Origin of the sequence: Luteibacter sp. 9133, assembly GCF_000800155.1 — a bacterium.
Taxonomy (GTDB): Bacteria; Pseudomonadota; Gammaproteobacteria; order Xanthomonadales; family Rhodanobacteraceae; genus Luteibacter; species Luteibacter mycovicinus.
The window spans coordinates 836,895-850,890 of sequence record NZ_JUHO01000001.1; the positions used below are offsets into that span (position 1 = coordinate 836,895).

The following is a 13,996-nucleotide window of genomic DNA, read 5'->3' on the forward strand; positions in this document are numbered from 1 at the left end:
TTGTACGTACTTGAGTCACACCGGCCCCTCATGGAAAATGAGCGGCCCAGCTAAATCAATCATTTGCAGCGACGGACACTGATGAAAACAGCATTGATCACCGGAATTTCGGGCCAGGACGGCGCCTACCTCGCGGAGCTCCTCCTTGAGAAGGGCTACCGCGTCTACGGTACCTATCGGCGCACCAGCTCCGTCAACTTCTGGCGTATCGAGGAGCTGGGCATCCAGAACCACCCGAACCTCGAACTGGTCGAATTCGACCTGACCGACGGCGGCTCGGCCATTCGCCTGCTGCAGACGACGGGTGCGACCGAGGTGTACAACCTCGCGGCGCAGAGCTTCGTCGGCGTATCGTTCGACCAGCCGGCCACCACTGCCGCCATCACCGGCGTCGGCGCGCTGCACCTGCTCGAAGCTATCCGCATCGTCAATCCGAAGATCCGCTTCTACCAGGCGTCGACCTCGGAGATGTTCGGCAAGGTGCAGGCCGTGCCGCAGAAGGAGGACACCCCCTTCTACCCGCGCAGCCCGTACGGCGTGGCGAAGCTCTACGCCCACTGGATCACGGTGAACTACCGTGAGTCCTACGGGATCTTCGGTTCCAGCGGCATCCTGTTCAATCACGAGTCGCCGCTGCGCGGCCGTGAGTTCGTCACCCGCAAGATCACCGACTCCGTTGCCAAGATCAAACTCGGCAAGCTGGACGTGCTGGAGCTCGGCAACCTCGATGCCAAGCGCGACTGGGGTTTTGCCAAGGAATACGTCGAAGGCATGTGGCGAATGCTGCAGGCGGACGAGCCGGACACATTCGTGCTCGCCACGAACCGCACCGAAACCGTGCGCGACTTCGTCACGCTTGCCTTCGCTGCCGTCGACATCGATATCGACTGGAAGGGCAGCGAAGAGAACGAAACAGGTACCTGCCGCAAGACCGGCAAGCTGCTCGTCAAGATCAACCCCAAGTTCTACCGCCCTGCGGAAGTCGAACTGCTGATCGGCGATCCCGCCAAGGCGTTCAAGACGCTGGGCTGGAAGCCCGAGACCACGCTCGAAAACCTGTGCAAGATGATGGTGGAAGCCGATCTGCGCCGGAATGAACGTGACGCCTCGTTCTGAGGCGAAGCCCGGCCGGGTGCTCGTCACCGGCCACAAGGGCTTTACCGGCCGCTACGTCGTCGACGCGCTCCGCGCGGCGGGTCACCAGGTTGTTGGGCTGGTCGAGCAGTCCGATGATCTCGAGTCGGCATCCGTCAACCTTCTGGACCGCGCGGCGGTTGCCCGCGCTGTCGCCGAGGCCGATCCGGATGCCGTGATCCATCTTGCCGCGATCGCGTTCGTTGCCCATGGTGACGCGGATGAGATGTACCGCACCAACGTGGTAGGCACACGCCATCTGTTGGAAGCGTTGGCTGCGTCGCCGACGACTCCCCGCGCCGTGCTTCTTGCCAGCAGCGCCAACGTCTATGGCAACAGTGATGTCGAGCTGCTCAGCGAGTCGGTCGAGCCATCGCCGGCCAACGACTACGCGGTCAGCAAGCTTGCCATGGAATACATGGCGAAGCTCTGGTCGGACCGCTTGCCGATTGTCCTGGCCCGCCCGTTCAACTACACGGGTGTCGGCCAGGCCGAGAACTTTCTGTTGCCGAAGATCGTCTCGCATTTCCAGCGCGGGGAACGGGTGATCGAGCTAGGCAATATCGACGTGGCGCGCGACTTCCAGGATGTGCGTTTCGTGGCCGATGCTTATGTGCGCCTGCTGTCCACCGGCGCCGCGGGTCAGACGGTTAACCTTTGCTCCGGCACCTCCGTCTCGCTGATGCAGGTCATCGGCATGATGCAGGAGATCGCTGGCTACGAAATCGAGGTTCGGGTCAATCCCGCCTTTGTCCGCGGTAACGAGGTGGCTCGTCTGACGGGCGACAATCGCCGGCTGCGGTCCTTGATCGGTCCGCTCGATATCATTCCGCTGCGTACCACGCTCGAGTGGATGTTTGCCTCCAGGAAAATCGCATGAAGTGTTTCAAGGCTTACGACATCCGCGGCCGGGTCCCCAATGAACTCAACGCCGATATCGCCTACCGGATCGGCCGCGCCTTCGCACGCACGGTGGGAGAGGGCGAGGTGGTGGTCGGGTACGATATTCGCCTGGATAGCCCGACCTTCGCCGCCGAAGTAGCGCGAGGGCTTGCCGATGAAGGCCGCGACGTGATCGACATCGGCCTGTGTGGGACGGAAGAGGTTTACTTCCAGACGGCCCATCGCGGTGTCGCCGGCGGCATCATGGTGACCGCCAGCCACAATCCGATCGACTACAACGGCATGAAATTGGTGCGCGAGGGAGCGCGTCCGATCAGCGGTGACACCGGCCTGCGCGATATCGAGCGGATGGTCGAAGAAAACGCCTTTGGCGAGTCGTCCGTGAGCCGCGGAAGCGTCCGAGCGGACCACGACAAGTCCGCCTACATCACGCACCTGCTTGGCTACATCGATGTCACCTCCCTGCGGCCGCTTAAGATTGTCGTTAACGCGGGTAACGGAGGCGCTGGCGCCATTGTGGACCTGCTCGAGCTGCACTTGCCGTTTACGTTTGTCCGGGTAAACCATGAGCCGGATGGTACGTTCCCCAACGGTATCCCCAATCCGCTGCTTCCGGAAAATCGGGATGCGACTGCGAGGGCGGTGATCGAGTCCGGTGCCGACCTGGGCATTGCCTGGGATGGCGATTTTGATCGCTGCTTCCTTTTCGATGCACAGGGTGGCTTCATCGAGGGCTACTACATCGTCGGGCTTTTGGCGGCCCAACTGCTCGAGAAGCATCCGGGCTCGAAGATCATTCACGATCCGCGCCTGACATGGAATACGATCGACATGGTCGCAAGCGCGGGCGGCACTGCCGTGGAGAGCAAGACGGGGCACGCCTTCATCAAGGAACGCATGCGTTCCGAGGATGCCGTCTACGGCGGAGAGATGAGTGCGCACCATTACTTCCGCGACTTTGCCTACTGCGATTCGGGGATGATCCCTTGGCTCCTGGTAGCTGAGCGCATCGGTAAGACCGGTACGTCGCTTACCGATATGCTTGCCGAGCGGATGGCCGCATATCCATGCAGCGGCGAGATCAACTTCCGCGTGGACGACGCGGCTGCCACGGTGGGGCGGATCGTCGAGCACTATAAGGCGTCGGCCGAAAGCGTGGAAAATATCGACGGCGTGAGCATGTCGTTCGGGAAGTGGCGATTTAATCTGAGGTCGTCGAATACCGAGCCGTTGCTGAGACTGAATGTCGAGGCGCGGGGCGATGCGAAGCTGATGGCTGCGAAAACGTTGGAGTTACAAGGGCTCATCGACGGCACTCCGGCATAAAAAAAGCGGGCAAAAGCCCGCTTTTTGTTCTTGAGGCGCGCTTGTCAGGCGCGCCCGTAGACATCTTCGAAACGGACGATGTCGTCTTCACCCAGATAGCTACCCGACTGCACTTCGATCAGCTCGAGCGGGACCTTGCCGACGTTGCGCAGGCGATGCGTTACGCCCAGCGGGATGTAGGTGCTCTGGTTCTCGGCAAGCAGGAAGACCTTCTCACCGCAGGTGACCTCAGCGGTGCCCGATACGACGATCCAGTGTTCCGCGCGGTGATGGTGCATCTGCAGGCTGAGCACTGACCCCGGCTTGACTACGATGCGCTTGACCTGGAAACGCTCGCCCATGTCGATAGAATCGTAACTGCCCCAGGGGCGGTACACCTGCCGATGAGCCAGGTGCTCGCCACGGCCGGCGCTGCTGAGGTTGTCGACGATCTTCTTGACGTGCTGGACCTTGTCACGCGCGGCGACCAGGGTCGCATCCGGCGTGGCGACGATCACGACATCGTCCAGACCGATGGTTGCGACCATGTGGCGCTCGTGCGTGCGGACCAGTGTATTGCGGGTGTCGAGCGTGATGACGTCACCGTCAGTCGCGTTGCCGTCCGCGTCCTTGTCGGCGGCTTCCCATAGGGCCGACCACGAGCCGATATCGCTCCAGCGGCAGCTGACCGGCACCACGGCGGCGCGGTCGGTCTTTTCCATGACGGCATAGTCGATGGAGTCGTCTGGGACCTCGACCATGGCGGCTTTGTCAAAGCGGACGAAGTCGAGGTCGGGCTGGGCTGACTCGAAAACCTTCACAGATGCCGCGTGGATCGCCGGCGAATGCTTCTGCAACTCATCGAGGTAACGGGACGCCTTGAAGAGGAACATGCCCGAGTTCCAGTCGAAGTCGCCACTTTCAACATATCTGGCGGCCGTTTCGGCATTCGGCTTCTCGACGAACTGGGCCACCTTGAAGCCGCTGTCGGAGACTACGTCCGCCCGTTTGATGTAGCCGAAGCCCGTCTCGGGCGCCTCGGGGCGGATACCGAAGGTGACCAGCCAGTCCTGGGTTGCCAGGGGAGCGGCACGCTTGACCGCATCGACGAAGCTGGTCTCGTCACCGATGAGGTGGTCGGCCGGCAGGACCAGCAGCACCGCCTCGGCATCCTTCTGTACGGCCTGCATAGCGGCCAGCGCGATGGCCGGCGCGGTGTTGCGCGCGGCGGGCTCGAGCAGGATGGATGAACCCGTGATGCCGAGTTCCTGCAGCTGTTCGGCCACAGTGAAACGGTGATCCTCACTGCAGACCACGATCGGCGCCGCCGTGCTTTCCAGCTTGCGCGTGCGCTTGACGGTCTGCTGGAACAGGGTGGTGTCACCCACCAAGGCGAGGAACTGCTTGGGGCGGTTCTTTCGGGAAAGGGGCCACAGGCGGGTTCCGCTACCGCCGCTTAAGATGACTGGGACGATCATGGGTTCCGCTCCAAGGCTAAGTTAACCCCGCAATTATACCGGGTGCTCGGTGTCGTGGTCGGGAGGTTGAACCAGCCATTCAGTCGCACAACTCAGCATCCCGATGGTTTCGATATAGCCAGCGCGGTCTGCCGGGTTTGGCCGGTCGACTGTTCCCCGCCCGAATAAAGATGTACTGCCCCAGGTCGTATCCTCGATTGGGAATGGACAGAATCTCCCTGACCAACCGTTCGGTGGGTTACTAGTTGTCCGAGTGGTTTTCATGGACATCGGCTGAGAACGTGCCTTCAAAGGCTAAGCCGGCGTGGTCGAGCATCAGGAAGAGTTTGTGCTTGTTGTATTCGCGGTTATGACGGCTCTATATGCCGTATCCCGATACGGGATCGTGGGTATTATGCTCAGCCATCATTTTGGCGATGTTCTCGAGGCGATTTGCATTCGGTGTTGTCAGAATCAGCGCCCCGCGAGGGCGCAAGCGCTTCTCGATTCGGCAAAGCGCCTTCGGGGATCGGTAACGAGGTGCTCGATGACCTAGCAGATCAGAGTGACGTTGAATGGACCGGAAAATGAAATCTCCTCAAGGTCGACGTTGTTGTTAAGGTAATCGAGAATAAGCTCTTCGCCAGAAGGCGCATGGGCTACCATCTGAGAACTTCCGCCGCCGTCACTCACGCCGAAATAGTTCGTACAGTGAACGTGATATTGGCGAAATCGCCTACAACCACCGTTGTGAAATAAGGATTCGCGCCGATTTCCAGCAGTCGGCCACCTTGTTCAGGGACAATCCCGAGCGCATATGCGCATCGCCAAAAAATCCTGGGTCAAGTAGTTGGCCAGTTCCGCCTGAGGCGCCTCATTGAGGCACAGGCCTTGCATGTAGGCTCGGAGTGACTTTTCGTCCTCGCCATAGGGCAGCGGCAGGGGTAGCGCGATTGCCGAAGGAGGCGTTCGAGAGCAGACGGCACGCTAATCCTTCGACTGGAAAGGAACGTCGAGCCCGTCGCCCTTGGGGCGCTGGGCCTCCAACCGGCGGCCCGTAGTATCATGCGCGCCCCAGGATCGAGGCGCCGCGTGGCCAGCCTTCATGCCTTGGAACTGCCAAGACGCGGATAGGTATTGGTCGTACGTCGCGGCGACTGGCTCAAGTTCGCTTACAATCGAAAGAATCAAGGGGCGGCCTGCTCAGAAGCAATCATTGCCTGGGGCCCGCGCCCATCCCGTGCTCCCGAGGATAGGAAATGTCTGAAAATCAACAACGTGTGCTCGTAACCGGTGGAGCTGGCTTCCTCGGGTCCCATCTGTGCGACCGCCTCGTCGCGGCCGGCCACGACGTGCTCTGTGTGGACAACTTCTATACGGGAAGCAAGGCCAACGTTGACGGGCTGCTGAGTCACCCTCGCTTCGAACTGATGCGCCACGACGTCACCTTCCCTCTTTACGTCGAAGTCGACCGCATCTTCAACCTGGCGTGCCCGGCTTCGCCGGTCCATTACCAGCACGACCCGGTCCAGACCACGAAGACCAGTGTCCATGGTGCGATCAACATGCTCGGGCTGGCCAAGCGCGTCGGCGCCCGCATTCTCCAGGCCAGCACTAGCGAGGTCTACGGCGACCCGGAGATCCACCCGCAGGTGGAGGGCTATTGGGGCCGGGTCAATCCGATCGGCATCCGCAGTTGCTACGATGAGGGCAAGCGTTGCGCCGAGACTCTGTTCTTCGATTATTGGCGACAGCATCAGCTCGAGGTCAAGGTCATGCGTATCTTCAATACGTATGGCCCGCGCATGCATCCGAATGACGGCCGCGTGGTCAGCAACTTCATCGTGCAGGCATTGAAGGGCGAACCGATCACTATATACGGCGATGGCACCCAGACGCGCAGCTTCTGCTACGTTGACGACCTGATCGAGGGCATGCTCCGCCTAATGGACTCCTCCGCTGATTTCACCGGCCCCGTGAATATCGGTAACCCAGGCGAGTTCACCATGCTCGAACTGGCCGAAACTGTCGTGCGCCTGGTTGGCGGCAGCTCGAAGATCGAACACCGTCCATTGCCGTCGGACGACCCGAAGCAGCGTCAGCCGGACATCAGCTTGGCCAAGGCTACCTTCGACTGGGAGCCGAAGGTCAATCTGGAAGATGGGCTCAAGGAAACCATCGCGTACTTCCGACACCGACTGCAGGCATGACGATGGCAACGGCGCAGAAGGTCGTGGTGATGCCGGTATACGAGGACGTCGAGGCGTCCTCGCGGCTCTTCCAGGAACTGGCCCGGACGCAGGGTTCCGATGCTTATGTAGTCGCCGTGGATGACGGCTCTGTCCGCCAGCCGCTGGACGTCGCCGCGATCACCGCTGCTGGCCTGGGCGGCGTTGTCGTCAAGCTGCGCCGAAACGTTGGTCATCAGAGGGCTATCGCCATCGGCCTTAGCTACGTCGCCGAGCACTTCGACGACGACGTCGTGGTGGTGGTGATGGATTCCGATGGCGAAGACACTCCTGAAAGCATCACCGAGCTGGTCTCCGGTCTGGCCTCGCCTGACGTTGATGTGGTGGTGGGTGCTCGCAAGAGTCGTGTCGAATCGCTCAAGTTCAAGACGTTTTATTTGGTTTACAAGACACTGTTTTCGCTCTTGAGTGGTCGAAAGATCAGCTTCGGCAATTTCATGGCGGCCAAAATGCCCGCTGTGAGGCGCCTCGCCTCGATGCAGGAACTGTGGACACATGTAGCCGCCTGCGTGCTAGGGTCGAAGCTGCGGGTTCAGAGCTGCCCGCTAGATCGCGGTCCGCGCTATGCGGGCAAGAGCAAGATGAATTTCGTCGGGCTCGCACTGCATGGTTTCCGTGCGCTGATGGTCTTTGCAGAAGACGTGCTTGTCCGCGTGGGCATCGCATGCACCTTGGTCGCGGGTCTGTCGGTCGTCGGCGGCGTCACTGCCATGGTGCTCAAGGCCGCCGGTTTTGCGACCCCTGGGTGGTTCTCTCTGGCCTTCGGCATCCTTTTGCTGGTTTTCCTGCAAACCGCCGCATTGACTCTGATTATCCTCATGCTCTCGGGAATGGTCCGCAGCGGCGGTGTGCTGGGTGTTGGCAGTTACCGTGAGTTCGTGGACGAGGTGTTGTATGCCCGCGAGCGCTAAGCCGGCGCTTGGTGGGCAGGTCGTTCGCTACATCATCAATGGACTGTTCGCGACAGCGATCCACTTTTCCGTGCTGCGATTCTGCATGGAGGTGCTTCATGTGCCCTTGGCGGGCGAGGCCAACGCTATTGCCGCATGCTTCGGCATCACTGTCTCGTTTCTCGGCAGTCGATATTTCGTGTTCAGAGGGCAAGAGGGTAGTGTTGTAAAGCAGGGCTCCCTTTTCCTCGTGGTCTATGCCGTTATCGCTCTGCTCCACGCGATGGTCATGTACGTCTGGGCCGATCGCTTAGGTTATGACTATCGTATCGGCTTCGTGCTGGCTACGGGTATGCAAATGGCTTTTAGCTTCGTTGCGAACAAACTCCTGGTATTCAAATGAACAACTATATGCGTGCGCTGGTGGCGTCAGTCGTCTTCGTGATTGGCTTGCTGCTTACGTATTACGTCCATATGCGGTATTTCCGCGTCAACGTGGTGTTCTACGCAGCGATTCTTGACGCTTTCATTGCCCTAGCCATAGTCATGGCTAGTTTGGTTGCGTTCGGCTGGTTCAAGTCTTTCACGCGGCTTGAAATGATCCAGCTCGGCATGATCTGGCTGCTGGGTGGCTACGCATTTGCTATCTCCGTGCCGACGGTGATAGACCGCTCGCTTTCCTTCTACATTCTCGAAAAACTGCAGCAGCGTGGCGGTGGGATCCGTCAGGACGCGTTCCACGACGTTTTCACGGAAGAGTATGTCCGTGAGGATCACTTGGTAGCGGTTCGCCTTACCGAGCAGTTGCAGTCGGGGACGATAAAAATCGATAACGGCTGCGTCAAGCTGACGCCCTGGGGCGAGAAGCTGGCGACCTTCAGCAGCTTCTACCGGAAGAGGCTCTTGCCGACGCATCGCCTGCTGATGGGTGAATACACCGACGCCCTGACAGACCCTTTCCGCGACAGTGTCATGCCGAAGGATTACCGCTGTCGCTGACGGTGGACACACTGTGGCATGAACAGAATGGTAGATACCGCGCCGAGCGCTGATTGGAAGAATCGAACAGTGAAGTGGCTGTTGCCTGTCGTCGTCTTCCTAGTGGGCTTCTGGTTCGTACCTACTGCTCACACGTGTGGGTTCAAATGCGTGCCGGGCGACCTGGGGGATGCGCGGTTCAACAGTGTCATTCTCGAACACTTCTTCCGGTGGCTAACGGGTCAGGACGCCAGTCTGCAAAGCCCGCCCTTCTTCTATCCGATGCCGGGCGCGCTCGCCTTCTCCGATAATCATTGGGGAACGGCGTGGATTTACTCGATATATCGTGCGGTCGGCCTGGATCGCTACGAGGCGTTCGACGCGTGGTATCTGACGGGCTACCTGGCGAATTTTATTGTTTGTCATTGCGCTCTTCGTCGACTTCGATTCTCGAGTCAGGCGAGTGCGCTCGGGGCCTTTGCGTTCGCCTTCGCGCTTCCCGTCATTGCCACTCACGGCCACGCGCAACTCACGTATCGTTTCCTCGTGCCGATAGGTTTGCTGCTGTGGCAGCGCTTCCGGGAAACCGGCGGCTGGCGGTGGTTAGGGTGGTTGGCCCTGGCGGTAGCTGCTCAGTTCTACGTCGCAATCTACCTCGGATATTTCATGCTGCTGTTGATCGCCGCATGGGCCGTGGCGCAGTGGATTGTCGATGGATTCGGCCCTCGGCAGTGGTTCGGTCAGTGGGCTCGATGGTCGCAACCCGCAGCACGGTCCGAACTGATTGGATCCCTTGCGATGTCGATCTGTGCATTCGCCGCGCTTGCATTGCTGATGCAGCCTTATCTGCACTATTCGAAACTTTACGGCTTCGGGCGCGCGCCGGATGAAATCGCTACCATGTTGCCGAGAGCCCAGAGCTACCTGCTTGCGGACATCTCGACATTCTGGGAAGGGTTGAGCTCTCGTTACATTACATCGGTGCCGATGCGTCCCGAGCAGCAGATGTTCTTCGGTGTCGGCATTACAGGCCTGGCCCTGTTCGGAGTAGTGCGTTCTGCCAATAAGGCGCGATGGGTTGCGCTGGGTGCTTTTCTCGCCTTGGTGATCCTGACACTGAACCTGGGTGGCCATTCGATTTATCTGCTTGTTGCGCGAATGCCGGGACTTGCTTCCATTCGCGCCGTCTCGCGCATTGGCGTGGTCATGGCGATGCCTTTGGCATTCCTGGTTGCCACCGGTGTGGATGCCGCGCGTAAAAGCGCCAATCCCTGGCGCATTCTGGCGGCTTTACTTGCTGTCGCGATGGTCTCTGAGTCGATCGCTACTTGGACGATCAAGATTGATATCGCCCAGACCCGTCAGCGCATGGAGCGACTGCGCAACCGTTTGCCATCTCCGCTTCCTGCTCATGCGGTCATTTTCAACCCGTTGACGCCTGACGTTGCGTTCTACGATTCTGAGCTCGATGGCGTTGTCCTTTCGCAGGATCTGGGCATGCCGACCCTGAATGGCTACTCCGGCAACATCCCGCCGGGTTACGACCCCAAGGCAGGAGACTCAGCTTGCAGGCAAACAATGTCGCGAGTAGCAGCAGCGAGTGAGTTCTTCGCGAAAACACTAAAGCGGCCGTCGCCGTTGACTAGCTCTGGGCCACTTCTGGTCATCGGCCAGGACACTTGTTCCGACATGGCGTGGCAGGTTGTCCCGCTGAATCAGCTGAGCAGGATCACTTTAAAAATTAATAGTATCGAGCGCCACGATCGGTTGTATCGAATCCACGTGTCGATACACAACGGCTCGGAGTATGCGCTGAACACCGCGTTGGACGCATCCGAACCGCTGCGTTTGTCTTGGCAGAAAGTCACTGGAAACCAAGCTTTGGCCGCGTCGGCATGGATCTCTCGGGTCGAACTTGGCGGGAAGAGAGACTTGCTGCCCGGTGAAAGTTGTGAGGTCGTCGTCCCGGTTCCGGTCGAGCCAGGGGAGCGTGTGCGCGTTGCCGTCAGCGCGGTGCTTGAGGGCCGAGCCTGGTTGCATGACCATGGTTTCGAGCCAGCATGGGTGGACATGTCGTCGCAGCCTTAGTGACGGCTGTGTGGCATACAGTCGCGTTGAGAATTTACGGTATGGGTCGAAGCGAGGGCCACTCAAACCGGTTGCCGAATTCAAAGTTGATTAGCCAGGGAAAGCCGTGAGATATCCAAAACAGCTGCTGTCGAAATTGCCCGATTCAAATCGAATTTTGATCTCGTGCGCGGCCATTCTCTTCGCAGCGCTCCTGGTGGGCGTGTTGCTATTGCACCCGTTTAGGAATTCGCCCGACATTCGATCCGATGGCGTGGGTTATCACGTGTGGGCCCACGCCATCGCTCGCGGCGACTTTACGTTCTGCAACTATAAGCCGATGCTACAACCCGTAACGGCCCTTTCGGGGGAAAGCGCCGATGGATTGCGTTGCAAGAATAAATATCCACCCGGTGTCGGCTTGTTGCAACTGGTCTTCTCTTGGCCTGTGCTGGCTGACGATCCTGTGACTACCGGCTTTTCCGTGGGCGAGAATCGCGTTGTCTTCTGGGGTGGTGGCGTTTTGCTTTTCGCGACGACTGGGCTGCTTTACTCGGCCCTAAGACGAAGTGGTACTGCGTCGGTACCATCGCTAATTGGGATAGTTGCGTTCGTTTTCGGTACCGGTCTGTTTCACTACGCGACTTATGATGCTTCGTTCAGCCATGTATACAGCGCATTTGGTGTGGCGCTTCTCCTATGGCTTGCGTACGGGATGCAACATTTATCGTTGAGGCGGTTGATTGCCTTTTCGGTCATCGCTGCCTGGCTCTATATTGTGCGTCAGACCAATGCGGCCCTGAGTCTCGCAGTGGTCTATGTATTCGTTCGTCAAACCGGTATGCAAGGCCTCTGGCGTCTGCCTGCCGCATGGTTCATCGGGACTGGCACCGCGGCAGCTGTGTTGTTGGCTTACAGCCGTTACGTGACAGGGGAGGCCTCGTTTTCGAGCTATGGATCTGAAGGTTTTCCTTCATTCGCCGGTCATTCGCTCGAAGTGCTTTTTTCCTATGAGCGCGGCCTTTTCAGCTATTACCCGGTCTTCATGGTCGGCGTTGCGCTTGCGATACTGCAGCGGAAAAATGCTGTGAGCCAAGCCTTTCTGAGCCTGATCGCGATCTTTGCGCTGCTTTATGGCTCTTGGCACGCCTGGCACCTCGGTGCAGGCTTCGGGCATCGGGGTTTCGTTGAGCTTGCGCCGTTCGGAGTGGTCATCGTTGCCAACGCTTTGCAGGGCGCACGGCCCTTAGCTAAAGGATTTTTGTTCGCCGTCATCGGGCTGTGTTGCCTGGCGACGACCTTGGCTATGGCCGCTTACTGGCGAGGCGATCTTCCTTTCACCGGAGCCGGGTCGACCCAGTATTGGCGGAGCATTTCTCCTGTAAAGCTCTCTTTCCTCAAGGATCCTCTTTATTCGAAAAAAGAGATTCGGCGGATCCATCTGACTTTTCAGAGTGTCCGCAAGCGTGACGACGGGCATTGGCAGGTGCGCATTCTCGTCGCCAACGGGAATGAAAGCACGCCTTTGCGGGGTGCTGGTGGGCCCTATCCCGTCTTGCGCTTGTCCTGGCGTCTGGTTGCTCCACGGGCCGGTCTGAGTGAAGGCTGGGATGCACGGTACGATCTCCCGGCGATAGATGCCGGGCTGTCCAGGTCAGTGACAGTAGACGTCCCAGACCCGGATATCACTGATGCTGATCTTCAGCTACAGTTTTCAATTGTCCAAGAGGGATACTTCTGGGCACACGACGTCGGCGTGCCCCCCCTTTCCATCAGTTGGGGTCGGGACCAGGTCGCCACTCTCAACAAGACAGAATGAACATGAAAATAAAAATTGCCGTCGTCGGCACCGGGTACGTAGGTCTTTCGAACGGTGTCCTCTTATCGAAAGCCAACGAGGTTGTAGCCTTGGACATCGTCGAGAGCAAGGTAAACATGCTCAACGAAGGGCGGTCCCCTATCATCGATGCCGAGCTCGAGGAGGCTTTGTCCGGTGGCGGCCTCGACTTTCGCGCAACGATGGACCCCGAAGATGCGTATAAGAACGCCTCGTTCGTAATCATCGCGACTCCGACCGACTACGATCCAGATACAAATTATTTCAATACGAGCTCGATAGAAACGGTTGTGAGCCAGGTGCTGAAGATCAACACCAGCGCCACGATGGTCATTAAGTCGACCATCCCGGTCGGCTACACGGCAAAGCTTCGCAAAAAATTTGGTGTCGATAGCATCATATTCTCGCCGGAGTTTCTCCGCGAGGGGAAGGCGTTGTACGACAATCTTCATCCGTCTCGGATCATTGTCGGAGATCACTCGTCTGCCGCGAAAGTATTTGCCGAACTTCTTCAGCAAGGAGCCGAAAAGAGGGGTATCCCTGTCCTTTTTACCGACTCGACCGAGGCCGAGGCGATCAAACTCTTCGCCAATACTTACTTGGCCATGCGCGTTTCGTATTTCAATGAACTCGATACCTATGCCGTTACGCATGGTCTCGACAGCCGGCATATCATCGAAGGTATCTGCCTGGATCCGCGTATCGGCGGGGGCTACAACAATCCTTCATTCGGATATGGTGGCTACTGCCTGCCCAAGGATACCAAGCAGCTGCTAGCCAACTACCAGAGCGTCCCGCAGACCCTTATCAAGGCCATTGTCGAATCGAATACGACGCGTAAAGACTTTATTGCTGACGACATTCTTCGCCGCAGACCGAAAGTCGTCGGTATTTATCGTCTGATCATGAAGAGCGGCTCGGACAATTTTCGATCTTCCAGCATCCAAGGGATTATGAAGAGGATCAAGGCGAAGGGAGTGGAGGTGATCGTTTATGAGCCGGTTCTCGATTCGGATGAATTTTTCCACTCGCGAGTCGTCAACGATCTGGCAACGTTCAAGCAGGAATCCGATGTCATCGTCAGCAACCGTATGGCCGACACGCTTTCGGACGTCTCCGACAAGGTGTATACCCGCGACCTATTCGGCGATAACTGAGCGACGCTCACGAACAAAA

At 58.6% G+C, this 13,996-nt stretch carries 11 protein-coding genes; 10 read left to right on the top strand and 1 reads right to left on the bottom strand.

Features of this window, described 5'->3' with window-relative positions; all coding sequences use genetic code 11:
• The first annotated feature begins 81 nt into the window (after positions 1-81).
• The 3 genes from gmd to FA87_RS03475 are packed head-to-tail and all read left to right on the top strand — an operon-like array spanning position 82 to position 3,363.
• Positions 82-1,116: a GDP-mannose 4,6-dehydratase gene (gene gmd / locus FA87_RS03465; RefSeq protein WP_043692433.1), complete on the top strand. Its 1,035-nt coding sequence runs from the start codon at positions 82-84 to the stop codon at positions 1,114-1,116.
• Positions 1,094-2,014 carry an NAD-dependent epimerase/dehydratase family protein gene (locus FA87_RS03470; protein ID WP_043692436.1) on the top strand — a complete coding sequence of 307 codons (921 nt, stop codon included), beginning with the start codon at positions 1,094-1,096 and terminating at the stop codon, positions 2,012-2,014. The genes gmd and FA87_RS03470 overlap by 23 nt, the downstream gene beginning before the upstream one ends.
• Positions 2,011-3,363 carry a phosphomannomutase/phosphoglucomutase gene (locus FA87_RS03475; RefSeq protein WP_043692439.1) on the top strand — a complete coding sequence of 451 codons (1,353 nt, stop codon included), beginning with the start codon at positions 2,011-2,013 and terminating at the stop codon, positions 3,361-3,363. Before FA87_RS03470 ends, FA87_RS03475 begins: the two co-directional genes overlap by 4 nt.
• 44 nt (positions 3,364-3,407) lie before the next feature.
• Here FA87_RS03475 and FA87_RS03480 read toward each other — a convergent pair whose 3' ends face one another.
• On the bottom strand, positions 3,408-4,820 hold the full coding sequence (locus tag FA87_RS03480) for a mannose-1-phosphate guanylyltransferase/mannose-6-phosphate isomerase (protein WP_043692441.1): 1,413 nt from the start codon (positions 4,818-4,820) through the stop codon (positions 3,408-3,410).
• A gap of 1,238 nt (positions 4,821-6,058) precedes the next feature.
• On the opposite strand from FA87_RS03480, the gene FA87_RS03485 reads away from it, so the two are divergent.
• The 7 genes from FA87_RS03485 to FA87_RS03515 all read left to right on the top strand — a co-directional run bounded on the left by FA87_RS03485 (position 6,059) and on the right by FA87_RS03515 (position 13,977).
• Positions 6,059-7,009: a UDP-glucuronic acid decarboxylase family protein gene (locus FA87_RS03485; RefSeq protein WP_043692443.1), complete on the top strand. Its 951-nt coding sequence runs from the start codon at positions 6,059-6,061 to the stop codon at positions 7,007-7,009.
• Positions 7,006-7,959: a glycosyltransferase gene (locus FA87_RS03490; RefSeq protein WP_043692445.1), complete on the top strand. Its 954-nt coding sequence runs from the start codon at positions 7,006-7,008 to the stop codon at positions 7,957-7,959. Before FA87_RS03485 ends, FA87_RS03490 begins: the two co-directional genes overlap by 4 nt.
• A complete protein-coding gene (locus FA87_RS03495) occupies positions 7,943-8,341 on the top strand; it encodes a GtrA family protein (protein ID WP_043692449.1) in 399 nt (132 codons plus the stop codon). The genes FA87_RS03490 and FA87_RS03495 overlap by 17 nt, the downstream gene beginning before the upstream one ends.
• Entirely contained in the window at positions 8,338-8,937 is a 600-nt protein-coding gene (locus FA87_RS03500; RefSeq protein ID WP_043692451.1) for a hypothetical protein, read from the top strand. Before FA87_RS03495 ends, FA87_RS03500 begins: the two co-directional genes overlap by 4 nt.
• A gap of 69 nt (positions 8,938-9,006) precedes the next feature.
• The gene (locus tag FA87_RS03505; RefSeq protein ID WP_156128488.1) at positions 9,007-11,004 is read left to right on the top strand and encodes a hypothetical protein; all 1,998 of its coding nucleotides are present in this window, start codon (positions 9,007-9,009) and stop codon (positions 11,002-11,004) included.
• A 106-nt stretch (positions 11,005-11,110) separates the two neighbouring features.
• On the top strand, positions 11,111-12,802 hold the full coding sequence (locus FA87_RS03510; protein ID WP_043692453.1) for a hypothetical protein: 1,692 nt from the start codon (positions 11,111-11,113) through the stop codon (positions 12,800-12,802).
• Between the two features lie 8 nt (positions 12,803-12,810).
• A complete protein-coding gene (locus FA87_RS03515; protein ID WP_043697309.1) occupies positions 12,811-13,977 on the top strand; it encodes a nucleotide sugar dehydrogenase in 1,167 nt (388 codons plus the stop codon).
• Positions 13,978-13,996 lie beyond the last annotated feature (19 nt).

Coding starts and splice junctions, on each gene's coding strand:
- gmd (WP_043692433.1), top strand. CDS start 82: ATGAAAACAGCATTGATCACCGGAATTTCGGGCCAGGACGGCGCCTAC.
- FA87_RS03470 (WP_043692436.1), top strand. CDS start 1,094: ATGAACGTGACGCCTCGTTCTGAGGCGAAGCCCGGCCGGGTGCTCGTC.
- FA87_RS03490 (WP_043692445.1), top strand. CDS start 7,006: ATGACGATGGCAACGGCGCAGAAGGTCGTGGTGATGCCGGTATACGAG.
- FA87_RS03500 (WP_043692451.1), top strand. CDS start 8,338: ATGAACAACTATATGCGTGCGCTGGTGGCGTCAGTCGTCTTCGTGATT.
- FA87_RS03480 (WP_043692441.1), bottom strand. CDS start 4,820: ATGATCGTCCCAGTCATCTTAAGCGGCGGTAGCGGAACCCGCCTGTGG.
- FA87_RS03485 (WP_043692443.1), top strand. CDS start 6,059: ATGTCTGAAAATCAACAACGTGTGCTCGTAACCGGTGGAGCTGGCTTC.
- FA87_RS03475 (WP_043692439.1), top strand. CDS start 2,011: ATGAAGTGTTTCAAGGCTTACGACATCCGCGGCCGGGTCCCCAATGAA.
- FA87_RS03495 (WP_043692449.1), top strand. CDS start 7,943: ATGCCCGCGAGCGCTAAGCCGGCGCTTGGTGGGCAGGTCGTTCGCTAC.